Annotated in this window: 18 protein-coding genes and 1 riboswitch; of the genes, 15 read left to right on the top strand and 3 right to left on the bottom strand. The window is 28.9% G+C overall.

The features are described from left to right. The first annotated feature begins 66 nt into the window (after positions 1-66). From Q0F58_RS03300 to Q0F58_RS03265, 8 genes are all read left to right on the top strand, one after another. Complete coding sequence (locus tag Q0F58_RS03300; protein ID WP_294372548.1) at positions 67-1,389, top strand: uracil-xanthine permease family protein; 1,323 nt, start codon at positions 67-69, stop codon at positions 1,387-1,389. Between the two features lie 182 nt (positions 1,390-1,571). Then, on the top strand, positions 1,572-2,354 hold the full coding sequence (locus Q0F58_RS03295) for a xanthine dehydrogenase family protein subunit M (protein WP_294372544.1): 783 nt from the start codon (positions 1,572-1,574) through the stop codon (positions 2,352-2,354). Between the two features lie 113 nt (positions 2,355-2,467). Beyond that, complete coding sequence (locus tag Q0F58_RS03290; protein WP_294372543.1) at positions 2,468-2,926, top strand: (2Fe-2S)-binding protein; 459 nt, start codon at positions 2,468-2,470, stop codon at positions 2,924-2,926. A 4-nt stretch (positions 2,927-2,930) separates the two neighbouring features. Further along, positions 2,931-5,222, top strand: a complete 2,292-nt coding sequence (locus tag Q0F58_RS03285) for a xanthine dehydrogenase family protein molybdopterin-binding subunit (RefSeq protein ID WP_294372542.1) — start codon at positions 2,931-2,933, stop codon at positions 5,220-5,222. 294 nt (positions 5,223-5,516) lie between these two features. Next, positions 5,517-6,095, top strand: coding sequence for a GNAT family N-acetyltransferase (locus Q0F58_RS03280; protein WP_294372541.1), 579 nt, complete (start codon positions 5,517-5,519; stop codon positions 6,093-6,095). Positions 6,096-6,140: 45 nt separating this feature from the next. Then, the gene (locus Q0F58_RS03275; protein ID WP_294372538.1) at positions 6,141-6,809 is read left to right on the top strand and encodes a nucleotidyltransferase family protein; all 669 of its coding nucleotides are present in this window, start codon (positions 6,141-6,143) and stop codon (positions 6,807-6,809) included. 96 nt (positions 6,810-6,905) lie between these two features. Then, positions 6,906-7,397 (top strand): GNAT family N-acetyltransferase, encoded by a 492-nt coding sequence (locus Q0F58_RS03270; RefSeq protein WP_294372534.1) that lies wholly within the window; start codon positions 6,906-6,908, stop codon positions 7,395-7,397. Between the two features lie 133 nt (positions 7,398-7,530). Beyond that, complete coding sequence (locus Q0F58_RS03265; RefSeq protein ID WP_294372532.1) at positions 7,531-8,163, top strand: hypothetical protein; 633 nt, start codon at positions 7,531-7,533, stop codon at positions 8,161-8,163. Positions 8,164-8,261: 98 nt separating this feature from the next. On the opposite strand, the gene pdxT is transcribed toward Q0F58_RS03265, so the two are convergent. From pdxT to Q0F58_RS03250, 3 genes are all read right to left on the bottom strand, one after another. Beyond that, positions 8,262-8,846, bottom strand: a complete 585-nt coding sequence (pdxT, locus tag Q0F58_RS03260; protein ID WP_294372531.1) for a pyridoxal 5'-phosphate synthase glutaminase subunit PdxT — start codon at positions 8,844-8,846, stop codon at positions 8,262-8,264. Position 8,847: 1 nt separating this feature from the next. Further along, a complete protein-coding gene (pdxS, locus tag Q0F58_RS03255; protein WP_294372529.1) occupies positions 8,848-9,717 on the bottom strand; it encodes a pyridoxal 5'-phosphate synthase lyase subunit PdxS in 870 nt (289 codons plus the stop codon). 139 nt (positions 9,718-9,856) lie between these two features. Beyond that, positions 9,857-10,375: a hypothetical protein gene (locus tag Q0F58_RS03250; RefSeq protein ID WP_294372528.1), complete on the bottom strand. Its 519-nt coding sequence runs from the start codon at positions 10,373-10,375 to the stop codon at positions 9,857-9,859. Positions 10,376-10,652: 277 nt separating this feature from the next. Here Q0F58_RS03250 and Q0F58_RS03245 point away from each other — a divergent pair, with 277 nt between their 5' ends. The 7 genes from Q0F58_RS03245 (at position 10,653) to Q0F58_RS03215 (ending at position 18,282) form a co-directional block, all read left to right on the top strand. Next, positions 10,653-11,135: a hypothetical protein gene (locus tag Q0F58_RS03245; protein ID WP_294372525.1), complete on the top strand. Its 483-nt coding sequence runs from the start codon at positions 10,653-10,655 to the stop codon at positions 11,133-11,135. A 63-nt stretch (positions 11,136-11,198) separates the two neighbouring features. Beyond that, positions 11,199-11,447 carry a hypothetical protein gene (locus Q0F58_RS03240; protein WP_294372522.1) on the top strand — a complete coding sequence of 83 codons (249 nt, stop codon included), beginning with the start codon at positions 11,199-11,201 and terminating at the stop codon, positions 11,445-11,447. 234 nt (positions 11,448-11,681) lie between these two features. Beyond that, positions 11,682-14,609, top strand: a complete 2,928-nt coding sequence (locus tag Q0F58_RS03235; protein ID WP_294372521.1) for a helicase C-terminal domain-containing protein — start codon at positions 11,682-11,684, stop codon at positions 14,607-14,609. A gap of 149 nt (positions 14,610-14,758) precedes the next feature. After that, positions 14,759-15,331 (top strand): GNAT family N-acetyltransferase, encoded by a 573-nt coding sequence (locus tag Q0F58_RS03230; RefSeq protein WP_294372517.1) that lies wholly within the window; start codon positions 14,759-14,761, stop codon positions 15,329-15,331. A gap of 21 nt (positions 15,332-15,352) precedes the next feature. Continuing rightward, positions 15,353-16,729, top strand: a complete 1,377-nt coding sequence (locus Q0F58_RS03225) for an MATE family efflux transporter (RefSeq protein ID WP_294372513.1) — start codon at positions 15,353-15,355, stop codon at positions 16,727-16,729. 275 nt (positions 16,730-17,004) lie between these two features. Then, complete coding sequence (locus Q0F58_RS03220) at positions 17,005-17,169, top strand: hypothetical protein (RefSeq protein ID WP_294372510.1); 165 nt, start codon at positions 17,005-17,007, stop codon at positions 17,167-17,169. Between the two features lie 132 nt (positions 17,170-17,301). After that, positions 17,302-17,401: riboswitch (purine riboswitch) on the top strand. A gap of 305 nt (positions 17,402-17,706) precedes the next feature. After that, positions 17,707-18,282: a xanthine phosphoribosyltransferase gene (locus tag Q0F58_RS03215; RefSeq protein WP_294372507.1), complete on the top strand. Its 576-nt coding sequence runs from the start codon at positions 17,707-17,709 to the stop codon at positions 18,280-18,282. The last annotated feature ends 385 nt before the right edge of the window (positions 18,283-18,667 follow it).

The following is an 18,667-nucleotide window of genomic DNA, read 5'->3' as shown; positions in this document are numbered from 1 at the left end:
TACAAAAGAAATACGTACAATTTGTTGAAAAGAATATAAAATATTCGGAAAAACTAGGGGGATAATATGAAAAAAGGAAGCATTTATGAATTAGACGGAAGAGTATCATTAGGGCAGGCAATTCCATTAGGAATTCAACATGTTCTTGCCATGTTTTTAGGAAATGTTTCACCACTTATTATTGTGTGTGGACTCTTAGATATTCCAATTGAAACAAAATCTATACTTATACAGAATTCAATGTTTGTAGCAGGTATAGCTACTATGATTCAGTTATATCCATTTTTTAAAGTTGGAAGCGGACTTCCAGTAGTAATGGGGACAAGTTCTGGATTTATTGGAACAGAAAAAGCAATTGGTTCTGCTTATGGGTATAATGCTATAATGGGAGCTTCGTTAATTGGAGCATTGCTTGAAATAATTTTAGGATTTTTTATAAAACCACTTAGAAAATTATTTCCACCAATAGTTACAAGTCTTGTAGTAATATCTATTGGTTTATCACTTCTTCCTGTAGGAGTAAAGTATTTTGCAGGAGGTGCAGGTGCTGCAGATTTTGGGTCACCAAAACATTTGCTTGTAGGAACTATAGTAATAACTGTAATAGTTGTGCTTCAGAATTTTGCAAAAGGTTTTGTAAAATCATCAGCAATACTCATTGGAATAATAACAGGGTATATTGTGGCTGTATGTATGGGAATGGTTGATTTTACAGCAGTTAAGGAAGCAGTATGGATAAGCCTTCCAAAACCTTTTGCAATGGGATTTGAATTCAGACTGGATGCAATAATTTCAATGTGCATAATGTATGTAGCAACAACAGTGGAAACAATTGGAGATATATCTGCAATTGCTGTTGGAGGACTTGACAGAGAAGCAACTGATAAGGAATTATCAGGAGGGGTTGTTGCAGATGGAGTATCAAGTTTAATTGCAGCGTTATTTGGCATAGCACCAAATACATCATTCAGCCAGAATGTAGGTCTTGTTGCAGTTACAAAGGTAGTAAATAGATTTGTAATAATGACAGGTGCAGTATTTTTAATTTTAGCAGGATTTTTCCCAAAATTAAGTGCACTATTATCTGTAATGCCTCAGTCAGTGTTAGGAGGAGCAGCAGTAATAATGTTTGCAATGATTTTTGTAAGTGGCCTTCAATCATTAATGCGTGAAGGGTTAGATGGAAGAAATGGACTTATTGTTGCATTAGCAATTGGAATTGGTGTTGGAATCGGAAATGTACCAGAATCATTAGGCCAGCTTCCAGCATATATAGGACAAATATTTGCAGAAAATGGAATAATAATGACATTTGTTATTGCTACTATTTTAAATCTTATACTTCCAAAAGAAAAAAATCAGAATAATACAGACAATGTGGAAATGTGATGATTTTTAGTGTTCAACAAAGTGCAGTTAAGATTAAAAATATAATATTTTTCAAAAATTTGAATTTTTATATATTATTTATTATAATGATTTTAATATAAAGAAGATCCACTAGCTATAAATATGGTAAAGTGGATTTTTCTATGGCATAAACAAAAGTACAAGGTGTGGAGGGAAAATATTTGTTTACAATCAAAAATTATGTAGTTGCAGAGAGCTTGGAACAGGCTTATGAACTTAATCAGAAGAGAAACAATATTATTTTAGGTGGTACAGGATGGCTTAAAATGGGAAGCAGAAATATACAAACAGCAATTGATTTGTCAGCTCTTGGATTAGATACTATTGAAGAAGATAAAGAATATTTTAAAATAGGATGTATGTGTACATTAAGGCAGTTAGAGGTAGATAAGAATTTAAATTCTTATTTTGATGGTGCTATTTCTAAGGCATTAATTCATATAGTAGGAGTACAGTTTAGAAACTGTGCAACTATTGGAGGAAGCATATATTCACGATTTGGTTTTTCTGATATTCTCACTTGTTTTCTTGCATTAGATTCATATGTTGAGTTATATAAAGGTGGAATTATTCCATTAACTAAATATAAAGACATGGATTATGATAATGACATTGTAGTCAGAATAATAGTAAAAAAAGATAATAGAAGAGTGTTTTATCTTACTCATAGACATTCTGCAACGGATATTCCTGCACTTGCTGTAGCAGTTTCTAAAGAGGATAACAAATGGAATATCGTAATTGGAGCAAGGCCACAAAGAGCTATTAGTATAGATGGAACAGAGTTCTTAAGTGAAAATCCTACAGAAGAGGAAAGAAGCAATTTAATAAAATATATAATGAAAAATGTGAAGTTTCAAGGTAATATGAGAGGAAGCAAGGAATATAGAAAAGTATTAGCACAGACTCTTATATTAAGAAGTATAGATGGAGTTTTGAAATAGATAAATTAAAAGAATTGTTGCAGATTATTTGTATTTATTTAAAAGAATAATAATGAAATTTGATTGAATGATTAATCCGTGCAATATATTTTAGATGAAAATAGGAGGAATATATGGAAATTAAATTGTGGATAAATGATAAATTATATATAGACAATATTGAACCTGATATAATGCTTGTTGATTTTGTAAGGAGTAAAGGATATTTCAGCGTGAAAAGAGGATGTGAAACTGCTAATTGTGGGTTGTGTACAGTTCATTTAGAAGGAAAACCTATTTTATCATGCAGTACTCTTGCAGTCAAAGCTAATGGAAAGCATGTTACAACTTTGGAGGGGCTGCAAAAAGAAGCAGAAGAATTTGGAGCATTTATGGCTGATGAAGGAGCTGAACAATGTGGATTCTGTAGTCCTGGATTTGTTATGAATGTTATTGCCATGAAAAGAGAATTGAAAAATCCTACAGAAGAAGAAATAAAATACTATTTAGCAGGTAATTTATGCAGATGTACAGGGTATATGAGTCAGCTTAGAGCTGTTAAAAAGTATTTGAATGAGGTTAAGGAGGACTGATTATATGAAATTTGTAAATAAAGGAATAAGAAAAAAAGATGCTATGTCACTTATTACTGGAAAGCCAGTTTATACAGATGATTTAGCACCAGCAAATTGTCTTATAGTTAAAGTGCTTAGAAGTCCTCATGCTCATGCTTTAATTGATGAAATAAACATTTCTATAGCAAAAAAGGTTCCAGGAATTGAATGTATTCTGACTTATAAAGATATGCCCAAATCAAGATTTACAATGGCAGGCCAGTCTTATCCAGAACCAAGTCCATATGATAGACTTATTTTAGATAAAAGATTAAGATGTGTAGGCGATCCAGTTGCAATTGTAGCAGGAGAAAACGAAAAAGCAGTAAATAAGGCTTTGAATTTAATAAAGGTTAAATATGAAGCTTTAGAACCAGTTTTAGATTTTAGAAAAGCCAAAGATAACAAGATTTTAGTTCATCCTGAAGAAGATTTTAAAGCTCTATGTGATGTTGGGGCAGATAATAAGAGAAATTTATGCGCTACTGATAAATTTGAGTATGGAAATGTTGAAGAGGAACTTAAAAAATGTGCTCATGTAATAGAAAAAACATATCATACAAAAGCAAATAGTCAGGCTATGATGGAAACATTTAGAGCATTTACACAACTCGATACATATGGAAGATTAAATGTTACAAGTGCCACACAGATTCCTTTCCATGTAAGACGTATTTTATCAAATGCTCTTGAAATACCAAAATCAAAGATACGAGTAATAAAACCTAGAATTGGCGGCGGATTTGGTGCAAAACAGAGCGTTGTTGCAGAAATATTTCCAGCTATAGTTACATTAAAGACAGGAAAACCTGCAAAGATGGTATTTACAAGAAAAGAAACTTTTACAAATGGAAGCCCTAGACATGAAATGGAAATAAAGGTGCGTTTAGGATCTGATGAAAATGGAATAATTAAAGCAATTCATGTATATACCTTATCTAATGCAGGAGCTTATGGAGAACATGGACCAACAACTGTAGGCCTTTCTGGTCATAAATCAATGCCATTATACAGTACTCCAAAAGCTTATAAATTTGACTATGATGTTGTTTATTCAAATACTATGGGCGGAGGCGCTTATAGAGGATATGGTGCTACACAGGGAATATTTGCCGTTGAATCAGCAGTAAATGAACTTGCAGCAGAACTTAATATGGATCCAATTAAATTAAGACAGATAAATATGGTGAAAGAAGGCGACATAATGCCTGCCTATTATGGTGAAAAAGCTGACAGCTGTGCACTTGATAGATGTCTTGAAAGAGCAAAGAAAATGATTGACTGGGATAACAAATATCCAGCAAGGGATATGGGAAACGGAAAAGTAAGGTCAGTGGGAATGGCACTTGCAATGCAGGGATCAGGTATTTCAAATGTAGACACTGCAGCTGTTGAAATAAAATTAAATGATGATGGATTCTATACTCTTATGATTGGTGCAGCTGATATGGGAACAGGGTGTGATACAATTCTGTCACAAATGGCAGCTGACTGTTTAGACTGTGATGTTGATGATATAATTGTTCATGGAGTTGATACAGATCAGTCACCATATGATACAGGATCTTATGCATCAAGTACTACTTATATAACAGGGGGAGCTGTTGTTAAGACTTGTGAAACATTAAAGAAAAAAATTCTTGATGAAGCATCCAAAGAACTTGATTGTTCTGTTAAAGATCTTATTTTTGAAGGAAGAAAAGTGGTTTCATTAGATGGTACTAAAGAAATTACTTTAAAGGATTTAGCCAATAGAAGCTATGTGGCAGGAGTAAATACAATAAGTGCAAGTGAAACAAATTATTCACCAATATCTCCACCACCATTTATGGTAGGTATGGTTGAAACAGAAATAGATATGTATACTGGTGCAGTTGAAATAATTGATTTTGTTGCAGTTGTTGACTGTGGAACTGTTATAAATCCAAATCTTGCAAGAGTTCAGACTGAAGGAGGTATTGCACAGGGAATTGGAATGGCTTTATATGAAGATATAACTTACAATGAAGCAGGAAAAATGCGAAATGATTCATTCCTTCAATACAAAATCCCTTCAAGACTTGATGTTGGAAATATAAGAGTTGAATTTGAAAGCAGCTATGAGCCTTCAGGACCTTTTGGTGCAAAATCTATAGGAGAAATTGTTATAAATACTCCATCACCAGCTATTGCTCAGGCTGTATATAATGCAACTAAAGTTAATATAAGAACTTTGCCTATAACATCTGAAAAAATAGTTATGGGTATGATTAAGAACAATAAAATTACTAAATAAATAGAGTTTTTTATTCAGGATAAAAAATAGGTGTGTTAAAATAAAAATATATTTAATATCCATAGTTATTAAAGCCATAGAAATAAGTTCATTCATCATATTTCTGTGGCTTTTATATTTATCTGGTGGTATTATTATCATATAAAATTTCTAATTTGATTAATAAATAGCTAGCGATTAGATGTATTTTGATATTTATAGTAGTGTAAAGATGTATAATAATCATAAATATAATACTAGAGTACATTGAAGAAGATTTTATTATTTAATGTTTTAAAAGGAGACAATATTATTATGAATTATGATATAAAAATAAGGACTGCACGTTTAGAAGATGCAGAGGAACTTTTAAAGATTTATGCACCATATGTAGAGAATACAGCAATTACATTTGAATATGAAGTTCCATCAGTTGAAGAATTTGCTGGAAGGATAAAAAGTGTTTTAGAAAAATATCCGTATCTTGTAGCAGAATATGAAGGTGAAATTTTAGGATATGCATATGTAAGTCCTTTTAAAGAAAGAGCAGCTTATGACTGGGCTGTTGAAACATCTATATATGTGAAAATGAATAAAAAAAGAATGGGAATTGGAAAAAAGCTATATAATGAATTAGAAAAAATTTTAAAGGCTCAGGGAATTTTGAATTTGAATGCTTGTATTGGATATCCTGAAAAGGAAGATGAATATCTTACAAAAGATAGTGTAGCTTTTCATAAAAAGCTTAGATATAGTCTTGTAGGACAATTTCATAAATGTGGTTATAAATTTAACAGATGGTATGACATGGTTTGGATGGAAAAGCATATTGGAAAACATTTAGAAAATCAGTGTAGTGTAAAATTATTTAAAGATATAGAAGAAGGAATATAAGATAATTTATAAAACAGCATTATTTCAATTTAGGAGGGTTAATGTGTGAAAATAAATCTTATATTGCTTGCTTCAGGTTTCAGCAGAAGATTTAATAAAAACAAGCTCCTTACAGATTTTAAAGGAAAGCCTCTTTACATGCATGTTATTGATACAGTTACAAATATGACATCAGATTATCAGTGCAAAAAAGTCTGTTATAATGAAAATGAAGCATATATATTTAGCAAAATAATATGTGTAACACAGTATAAAGAAATAGAGAAAAACTTAAAAGACAAAAAATCAGGAATTTATGTTGTCATAAATAATAATGCTTATCTTGGAATTTCTAGTTCTATAAAAGCAGGTATAAGTTATGATACTGAAGCTGACGGATATATGTTTATGGTATGTGATCAGCCTTATATAACTCAAGATACAGTTTTTAATATCATAGAGGAATTTGTACAGGGGAAAAAGGAGATAGTTGCAGCAGGAATTAAATATGAAAAAAAGTTATCAGAAGATGAAGAAAATATAACTATAGGAAATCCAGTTGTGTTTTCAAAAAAATATATTGGTGAACTTATGAAACTCACAGGGGATAAGGGAGGAAAAAAAGTAGTAATGAATCATCTTGATGATGTTGAAATTGTTTATTGTAGAAATATATCAGAACTTCAGGATATAGATACATATGAGGATTATAAGATTCTTAATAATAAATCATAAACTTTTATATAGTAGTCATATAAGAAATTTATTTAAGGATTTTTTGTAAAATATTTTATAGGATTTATTAAATTTAACTTTTGGAGGAAAATGTAAATGAGTATTGAAATTAGAAAATATGAAGAAAAGTATATTAAAGAAGCAATTAATATATGGAATGAAGTAGTTGAAGATGGAGTAGCATTTCCACAGCTTGATTTTCTTACAGAGGAAAATGGAAATGAATTTTTTAAGGAGCAGTCATTTACAGGAATTGCTTATGATGATGATACTGACGAAATTGTTGGATTGTACATACTTCATCCCAATAATATAGGAAGATGTGGACATATATGCAATGCAAGTTATGCAGTAAAAAAGGAAATGCGAGGACATCATATTGGAGAAATTTTGGTTACTCATTGTATAGAAAAGGGAAGTGAACTTGGATTTAAGATTCTTCAATTTAATGCTGTTGTAGCTTCAAATAAGTATGCACTTCGTCTATATGAAAAACTAGGATTTATTAAACTTGGAACTATTCCAAAAGGTTTTTTAATGAAAGATGGAACTTATGAAGATATAATTCCTCATTACCATATGTTATAAAAAACACAAGTATATTAAATATGTATTTTTTCACTTAACAATGTACAATTGGTTTATCAAATTTTCATATGGTAACATGTTGTTAAAATACAATGTTGGAATTTATATGAAATAATATGGGGGAAAAATAGGTATGAATGATGTAGAAGTAAGATTTGATATTAAAAAATTAAAAGAAAATTTTTTTTATTGTGTAAAAGAAGAATTGAATAAGTTTGCAAAAACCAAAGAGAATAAAGACGTGTATGCAATAGTATTTGATTGTGATAATAGTGTTGGACAAGTAGTTATAAGAGCTGGTAATATAAAGAGATACAAAGAAAGTCTTATAGATTTTGATAAGTATGCAGATATGTATGAACCTTATGGAAAAATTGGAATTAGAGGCTATAAATATAGTGTGGGAGATTTTGATTTTATTGAAGTAACATTTAATGAATATGTCACAAAATTTTTTGATATATATTATTATGTAATGACTGGAGAAGAACCTTATTATGATTATGAAGATGAGGATTATGAAGAAGAAACAGTAATTGACGTTACACTTGAAATGAAACAGGATTATAAGATATTTTTTGAGGAATTGATACTTGACTGTATAAATAAATTAAAAAATGTTACTGAAAATATAGATAAAACAGATGATTTTATAATGTACATGTGTTATCATGACTGCTCTGATGAAGATGCAGAAGAACTTATGAAAAAAACAGTAGATAAGGAACTTTTTGAAAAACTTCTTAAAGACAGCTATATAAATTAATGTTTAAATTTTTTGTTTAAAATTAGAGATAAGATTTCATATAAATATAAAATCTTATCTCTATAATAATATGTATTAATGCATGTTAGAACTGGATTTTAATTGTAAGGATTACTTTTAACAAAATTTTCTATAAAATAATTTAGAAATCTTACATCATCTGTAAGCTCTGGATGAAATGATGAAGCAAGCATGTTTTTCTGTTTTACAGCAACAATTTTATCTTTTACTTTACAAAGAACTTGCACATCTTTATCTACTTCAACAACATAAGGAGCTCTTATAAATACAAGTTCAATTTTATCTTTTCCTACTTCATCAATTGTTTCATATGTTTTAAAACTGTCAATTTGAGTTCCAAAAGCATTTCTTTTAACTTTTATATCCATAATTCCTAAATGTTTTCTCTGATCATTTTCTATGTCTTTTGCAAGAAGAATCATTCCAGCACAAGTTCCCCATACTGGAAGTCCATTTAGTATTTTGTTTCTTAAAGGTTCCATAAGTCCTGTGATATTTAAAAGTCTTCCAATTGTTGTGCTTTCACCACCAGGAAGTATAATAGCATCAATATAATTTAAATCTTCTTCTTTTTTTACTTTAATAGGTTCATGACCAAGCTTTTGTATCTGATTTATATGTTCAATGATGTCGCCTTGAAGTGATAAAACGCCTATTTTCATTTTACCATCCTCTTTCTGCATATTTGGTAGCAACTTCTTTAGCATTTATACCACTCATTGCACCACCTAAATCTTCAGATACTTCAGCAAGTTTTGCTGGATCATTATAATAAGTAGTAGCAAGAACAATTGCTTTTGCTCTTTTTTCAGGGTTGTCTGATTTAAAGATTCCAGATCCTACAAAGACACCATCACATCCAAGTTGCATCATTAGAGCTGCATCTGCAGGAGTTGCAATTCCACCTGCTGCAAAGTTAACTACAGGAAGTTTTCCGTTTTCCCATACATATTTTACTAAATCATAAGGAGCACCATGATTTTTGGCAATTGTCATAAGTTCTTCCTTTGAAGCTTTCTGTATTTCTTTTATCTGTTCAGTCATTGTTCTCATATGTGTTACTGCATTAACAACATCTCCAGTTCCAGCTTCGCCTTTTGTTCTTATCATTGAAGCACCTTCACCAATTCTTCTTAAAGCTTCACCAATGTTTGTTACACCACATACAAAAGGAACTTTAAAGCTTTCTTTGTCTATATGGTATTTATCATCAGCTGGAGTAAGAACTTCGCTTTCATCAATAAAATCAATATTTAATGCTTCCAAAATCTGAGCTTCAACAAAATGTCCTATTCTAACTTTGGCCATAACTGGTATTGACACAGCCTCTTGTATTTCTTTTATCATTTTAGGATCAGACATTCTAGCGACTCCACCTTCTTTTCTTATATCAGAAGGAACTCTTTCAAGTGCCATTACTGCACATGCCCCAGCTTTTTCTGCAATTATTGCTTCTTCTTTGTTTGTTACATCCATTATAACTCCGCCCTTTAGCATTTGAGCAAGATTTTTGTTTACATCTTTTCTATTCATAATTTTAAAACCCCCTTTTGTTTATGAACTTATGTTACTATATATACCCATACATTTCAAATGTATGGGTACAATTATAAAAAAGAAATTATATGCCAGAAATTTTGTGATAAAATTCTGGCAGTATATATGATTGAAACTAACAACATTCTGAATCGCAGTCACAATCAGAACTACAACAGCATTTACAATGCTTTTTATGCTTACAGTGTTTTTTTTTATTGGAATTTTTTTCAGAACCTGTATTACAGCATTTGGAACAGGTTTCTACGGCATTATCGACTAATTTGTCGAGAATACATGATACATTGTTTACAAGCTGAGAATTTGAGTTCATAAAATAATTTGCAGTATATTGTGTAGTCCACCAATAAAGAATTATGAGAAGTATTATTAAGGCTTGATACTGCTTTGAAATGAGACCAAATCCCTGAAGACCGTTAACTTCTCCGGCACGGTAAGCATTTTCGTAACAATGGTTTAAACATGCATTTTCATCTGAACAGGTGCTTGAAGTACTACTGCGGGAAGTATCACTATAAGAAGTATCACTACGGGCAGTGTTTCTCATTCCAAGGGTTTCATTAAGTTCATTAATACTGTTGCTTAAGTTATTAAAATCACAGTTAAGCTCATTTATGCATCCAAAATCGTCCATAAATTTTTTATCCTTTAAAAATATAATGTTATAATTTTATTCTATGGAAAATATCAGTATTATGCTTATGTTTTCAAACAAAAATTTGATTTTTTATATGCATCAGATAAATATTAATCTTGTAACATGTAACACATGCTGATTTTTTGATAATTTTTCTAATTAAGAATAATTTTAAGTAATATTTTTGATTCACAAATATATAAATATTAATACGATTGATAATTTATGAAGAAATGAGAAAAATCAATCAACCAATTCAAATGGGAGAATATTTATGGAAATAAATAAGGTTGTGAATATAAGAAACAAATTATTAAAAAAAACGAATTATGACTGTATTGATTGTAAGATATATACTCCTGAGATGGTTAAAAAATATAAAGAATGTTTCAAATTTACTATGAAGGTTACAAAACATCATGACAAGACTTTGTTTATAATGTATAAAAAAGTTGAACAATGGTATATGAATAATGATATAAATTGGAATTTAGAAAAAGTTCATATAAGGACCAAACTTGGTTCTTATACAAGTGGAGGATGTGGCATAGAAGCTTCACTTCTTGCAGGTCTTACAGCAAGCGGAATTTTTACATATATGGATGCATATATGAAAAGATTAAATCCAATATCATTGATAATTTATATAGCTGCAATGCTATTTTTGGGAGTAAAAGTCCTTGCTAATGAAGATAGGAATGTGGAGATGTATAATATGTTTTTAGAGGTAATAGAGGAGTTGGAGAAAAAAGTATAAGTTGATTGAGTATATAAATATCAAAATTTACACAATATATTTTTGTGAAAGGATGTGTTGTGCATGAATGATAAATATAGTAGAAAAGATAATATTAATAGCTGTACATGTGAAACATCATGTGGGTGTTGTAGCAAAGAAAAAGATACTTTAAAAAATGAAACAAATATTAAATTATCAAGTGGATATAATGAGAAAAATGATGGAAATAATTCATGGACTTCCGTAGCACAAAATTATGATATAAAAGAATCTTGTAAAGATAACAAGAAAAATGAAGGAAACAATCAATGGTGTTCGACTTGTAAATAACAAACTACAATATTTAAGGTAGTAATAAAAGGGAGCTGGAATAGTTCCCTTTTATTTATGAAAGTAATAGATAGAATATTATAATTAGTGATTATTTAAAATATTCTCAAATAAGAACGTATGTTTAAAAATATATAATTATGATATAATTATGAAATGAAAAAATTATTAATAGTACGAAAAAACTTTCAAGGGAATAATTTCTAAAAGTATAAAGATTAATTAGGAGAATATATGTCAGAAGAGTTAAAAAGTATATTAGATAATGTAATATATTTGGATATAGAAACAACAGGATTAGATGAAGTAAATAGTGAAATAATAGAAATAGGTGCAGTTAAAATTAAAAATAATAAGATTACAACTTTTGAAACATTAATAAGACCAAGAGGGCGTGTTCCTGTTGAAATATACAATTTATGTACAGGATTAAGCAAAGAAGAATTATTTAGAGCGCCATGGATAAATGCTGTCAGAAAAAAATTATTTGAATTTTTAGAGGATTTGCCTATTATATGTCATAATGGAAATTTTGAAAAGAAATTTTTCAAAGTCCATTTTCCGGATATCAGAAATGAGATAATGGATTCCATGGAATTTGCTGCAATACTCGAACCGTATCATAAAGAATATAACTTAGATGCTCTTATGAAAAATATTACAATTATGAATAAAAGTGAAATACATAGAGGACTTGACGATTCTATAAATACTTTGAAAGTTGTAAACAGTCTTTTGTGTAGATTATGGATTAAAGAAGAAAAGCGGCTTAAAAAAAGAACATTATATGAGACCATAAATAAAAATTATCCATATCTTAAAAAATGGGCATGGAATAAATTTCTTTTAAGACCTCCCTTTTTTATTTCTGATGAATATGACTATGTATCATATGAAAAAAAGAAAAAAGAAGAAGTTGTTCTTGATGAAGTTGAGATTGATTATAAATTATATGAAGAGCTTTTAAAAGATGAAAACATATGGAATAATGGAGGAGATTTCGGTTATACTTACAGAAAAAGTCAACTGGAATTTTCTAAAAGAATTCGTGAAAATTATGAAAAAGGAGAAAGAATTTTTATTGAGGCACCTACAGGAAGTGGAAAGACTTTTGCATATGTTATTATTGCAGCTATTGGTACATATTTAAATTCTTTAAAAAAGAGAAAGGAAGATTCAAGTTTTATAATATCAACAAACACAAAAGAGCTGCAGAATCAGCTTATAGAGCGTGATATTCCAAGTATATTAAAAAAACTTAATCTTTATGACAAACTCAAATATGGTGCTATGAAAGGAAAGACAAATTATATATGTGTTGAACGCCTTAATAAATGTGATATTCTTGAAGAAGATCAAGAAGGAAATCTTACGTTATTGTTTTTGAGAAGACTTGTTGAAACTGGAGAATATGGAGATATCGAAAATATAAGTTATTGGGCTATAAAACATTTTAATCTTGAAAAATACTTCAAAGATGTTACATGTGACAGTGATTCATGTAATCTTGAAAAATGCAAAAAACTCTGCTATTTGAGAAAGAGATATAATGAACTTCCAAATGAAAATATTACTGTAATAAATCATTCTCTTTTAGCATGCTGGCCTTATTGTGAGAAGAAAAAGATAAATCATATAATCATAGATGAAGGGCACAATTTAATGGAAAAATGTTATGATTTTTTTGCAGAAGAATTCAGCAGTATGGAATTTCTTGAAAAACTCGATATGATAGATAAAGGTCATCCTAATATAATATGGCTCTTACAGAATCTTAATGGAAGTTATGGATTTAGGGAAACAATTGAAAAAGATAAAATAATGTACCTTGTAAATGATATAATAGTAAATTTAAATCTTCTTATGAATGATTTCAGAACTATGAGACTTGCAAGTGGAGAATACGGGTTTGTAACTGAATTTTTTATTCCACGTGACGAACTTAAGGACATTACCAAATATCTTCTTCCAGAAGTAAGTTCAATAAAGGAAAGCATTTATCCATTGTATAAACTGTTAGAAACATATGTATCTAACATAGTGCTCGATGATGAAGTGACTGGAGATAATGATTTTAAAACATTAAATGATTATATTATTAAATTAAAGAGTACTTTTGATATGCTTGATAAATTTATTGAACCATCAGTATTTTATGCTAAAATACTTGAAATAGATAATGAATATAAAGAATTTCGCCTTAAAAATGTTCCACTTAATGTGGGCGAACTTGTAAATGAACATATGCTTAAAGATGTAAAAAGCACTACATTTTTATCAGCTACTTTACGTATAGAAAATTCATTTAATAGGATAAAAAAACATCTAGGACAAGAAAGAGCTAAAGAATTTTTTATCCCATCTTTATTTGACTTGAAAAAGCAAACAAAGATTTTTGCCCTTAAAGATATGGGACACTATGATGATGCAAATTATATAAATAATATTTCAAGGTTTATATATGAAACAAGCAAAAGAATTAATGGGCATATTCTTGTATTATTTAATAATAATATGAGAAGAAATAGTGTATATGAAGAACTTGAAATGCTGACAAGAGGCAGTAAAATAGAAGTTCATACCAATAAAAAGTCAATAAACATATTAAATGATAAAAACAGAAATGCAATAATTCTTGGAACAAAAGGTTTTTTTGAGGGTATTGATGTACCTGGAGATGGACTTTCATGTGTAATGCTTGATAAACTTCCCAACCATAGTCCAGAATATCCTATTTTAAGAGCTGTTACAAAGTATCAGCATAAAAATTATCAGGATTTTAATTATCCTCAATTATGTATAAAAGTAAAACAGATTTATGGAAGACTTGTACGAAGTACATATGATTATGGCTATTTTATAATACTTGATCCAGGAGAAAATCAATATACAATTCGAAATCTTCAACGAGATTTAAATGGACCAGAAATAGAAAGTGAATATTCTTCAAAAGTTCTTGAAAACATTAAATTAGATTATAACAATTGGAAAAGAAGAAATTTGAATTTAATGATAAAAAAATTAAAGGTGGAAAATAAAAACATTAATTTAGAATTTGAAAATGAAGCAAAAAAACTTAAGCTGTTTTGGGAGTTGAAAAGTGTTGAAAAAGGGGTCTATACATTTAAAAATATAGATTATGAATTAAAAGGCAGGATATAATAGTTTATTTATAAAATATCAAATAATAATTTATAAAAATGAATAAATCATTACAATAAGGACTGAGGTAAATGTTAATTGGAATATATATACTATAAGTTAGGGGATTTGATTTAATAAATATTCATTAAAATGGAGAGATGAATTATATGAGAAATTTAGGGACTATAACCATAGAAACAGAGCGGCTTGTAATAAGAAAATTCAGAAAGGGAGATGAAACAGATATGTATAATAACTGGGCATCTGATAAAAAAGTTACAAAATATCTTAAATGGCCGCCTCATAAATCAAAAGGAATGTCTGAATGTTATGTTAAGTGGGTTATAAAAAATTATGATAAGGATAAGGAGGGGATTGTATATGACTGGATAATAGAATTAAAGGATATAGGACAGGCTATAGGAACAATTGGAGTCGTTGCTATAGATACATATGTTGAAAGTATTCAGATTGGATACTGTATTGGTTCAAATTGGTGGCATAAAGGAATAATGGCAGAAGCTTTAAGAGAAGTTATAAAATTTTTTATGGAGTATGTTGGTGTTAGACGAATAGAAGCAAGATATGATTCTAGGAATGTAAATTCAGGAAAAGTTATGCAAAAATGTGGATTTAAATATGAAGGTACATTACGATGTGCTGAAATAACTAATTCAGGAATATGTGATATTATATTGTGTTCTATTTTGAAAGAGGATTATATGGATATTTATAATTAAAACATAGGAGGAATTATAATTATGAATAATAATATTGATAAAAATACAGAACTTGGAAATGCACCTGTTGGAAAACTTTTATTCAAATTAGCATTTCCTGCAATTATAGCTCAGCTTGTAAATGTTTTATATAATATTGTAGACAGAATGTTTATTGGGAGAACAGAAAATGGAGAATTAGCTATGGCAGGGCTTGGAGTGGCTCTTCCAATAATAACACTTATATCTGCTTTCAGTGCTCTTATAGGAAATGGAGGAGCACCTCTTGCAGCAATAAAGATGGGTAAAAAAGATAATGATGGTGCAGAGAAAATACTTGGAAACAGTTTTTCAATGCTTATTATAATATCATTAATATTAACAACAATTTTTACAATATTTAAAATACCAATACTTATGATGTTTGGAGCAAGTGAAGCAACAATAGAATATGCAGCTGGTTATTTGGGTGTATATGTTATTGGTACTATATTTGTGCAGTTATCTTTGGGAATAAATCCGTATATAAATACTCAGGGATTTGCAAAGTTTGGAATGATTACTGTAATGATTGGAGCAATCGTAAATATAATATTAGATCCTGTATTTATATTTAGATTTAATATGGGAGTTAAAGGTGCAGCTCTTGCAAGTGTAATTGGTCAATTATGTTCAGCTATATGGGCATTGAACTTTTTATTTGGAAAGAAGAGCATATTAAGAATAAGAAAAAGATATTTGTCACCAAATGTAAAAATTATTGGTTCTATTATAGCTCTTGGAGTTTCTCCATTTATAATGCAGTCTACAGAAAGTCTTGTTTTAATAGGATTTAATAATCAGCTTCTAAAATATGGAGGAGATTTAGCTGTTGGCGCTATGGCAATTATGAATAGTGTAATGCAGATAATGCTTATGCCTTTATTAGGTCTTACTATGGGAGCACAGCCCATTTTAAGTTATAATTATGGAGCAGAGAATATGAATAGAGTTGGGAAGACATTCAAAATTTTAATAATATCATGTATTACATATACAATGCTTATGGGGGGAAGTGTTCTTATGTTTCCTGAATTTTATGTAAACATATTTAATGATAAGCCTGAATTAGTTGAAATTGCTTCATGGTCAATGAAAATATTCTTTATAGGAACAACAGTGTTTGGAGGACAAATTGCATGTCAGCAGACATTTTTATCTCTTGGAAAAGCAAAGATTTCACTTATCTTAGCACTTTTGAGAAAAGTTATTTTACTTGTTCCTCTTACTTTTATATTACCTGTATTTTTTGAAAATAAGCTTCTTGGAACTCTAGTAGCTGAACCTATGGCAGATATATTAGCTACAATTACTACAATTACATGTTTTGCAGTATTTTATAAAAAGCTTATGAAAAAGAGCACAAATGAAAATAATTAAATTTATAAATAAATGTTCACATAAATTTTATAAAAAAATACAATATATTATGAATAATATTTGGCTTAACATGGTATAATGTTTAATGTGGTATGATAGTTTATGAATAAAAAAATAATTTTAGGGTTAAGCTTAGAAGTGTTTCAGAATAAAGAAAAAAGTAATTCTATTTTTAATTGCTACTTTATGTTTTTGTTTTGTACATGTTTATGTGAGAAATTATATGCATTTATTCATAAGACATAATATATATAATGATTAGGAGGGATTGCTGAATGGCAGAGAGATTAAGTGAATTGATTGAAGAATACAAAAGCACAAAAGAATCATTAGAATGTGGATTAAAATGGCTTCCAACAAATGATGCTGCAAGATCTAAAATAGATGTTATGAATATGATTATAAGTGATTTAGAACAATTAGAAAGTCAATTTAAATAAAGATTATTGATAAAGCCTGCTTATTTATGGAATATTATTGTATATGACAAATAAATGAGCAGGCTTTGATTTTATGAAAAAGAGATATTTATAAAATTTTTTTTACAAATATCTAGTATTATGTTATAATCACAAAATAATAATATATAATCTCATATATATTCAAGAATATGGCTTGGAAGTTTCTACCTGCTGACCATATCAGCAGACTATGAGATATAATTAAAAGTAACAATTTAGATGCAGACATATTAATTTAAATTGTAATACTATAAATTTGAAAACTATAGAAACTGCCTCCATAAAAATATTATGTTTAATAATGGACATGTGTTTTGGAAGTCAGTTTCTTTTATATTATATGCATATTGCAAGATTAAAATTATATTTTTATGAAACTTGCTGAAATTTAATCGATAACTTACTCAATTCAAATTTGGATAGAAAAGTTGTTGCCATATATTAAAGTCTAAAAAGTGTATATTAAAAATTTTATTAACATAATAATTTAAGTGTATCAAATAAGGAGAGAAACAAATGGAAAGTTTACGTAAAAAGATTTTAGAAGAAGGAAATGCATTATCAAAAACAGTATTGAAAGTTGATTCTTTTTTGAATCATCAAGTTGATTCGCATTTAATGTATGAAATAGGTACATATTTTAAAGAATATTTTAAAAATCATAATATAACAAAGATATTTACTATTGAGAGTTCAGGAATAGCACCAACAGTAATGACAGCAATGCAGATGAACCTTCCAATGGTTACATTAAAAAAACAGGCTTCTAAAATTTTAAATGGAGATGTATATCAAACAACTGTTCATTCATTTACAAAAGGATCAGATTATGAGCTTACATTATCAAAGAAATTTATAAATAAAGAAGATAACATACTTATAATTGATGATTTTCTTGCTAATGGTGAAGCAGCCCTTGGAGCAGCAAGACTTATAGAAGAAGCTGGTGCAAAAGTTGGCGGAATTGGAATCGTAATAGAGAAGTCATTCCAGCCAGGACCTAAAATTCTTGAAGAAAAAGGATATGATGTTTATTCATTAGCAAAAATAAAAAAACTTGATAAAGGCATAATTGAATTTGTAGAAGAATAATATGCATTTCATATAAAATTCAAATAGCTGTTGAAATACATTTATTGTTCTGATATAATCTTAAAGGATAAAAATTTAATACAAGTCAGTTCGAAAGCCTCCTGACTTTAAAAATAAAACTACGGTTGAACAATAAATTAAAAGAGTATTTTATCTAAGTTTATGACAGAAAGTAAAAATGATTTAGATAGATGCTTATATATTTTGCATATAATCGTAGGAATTTCCTACGATTTTATTTTTTTTAGAAAACTATATATAAATGTAGATATTTCATAATTATACTTTCACATGATTTAACTCAACATATAGTACCTATATTTATTTAAGATATACTATATGTTGAGTTGGACTTTGTATTTATGCTAATATGAAAAATCCTCAA

The organism is uncultured Clostridium sp. (genome assembly GCF_934754915.1).
In the GTDB taxonomy this organism is placed as follows: Bacteria; Bacillota; Clostridia; order Clostridiales; family Clostridiaceae; genus Clostridium.
The sequence above is the reverse complement of the archived record's forward strand: the minus strand, read 5'-3'. Positions and strand labels throughout refer to the sequence as shown.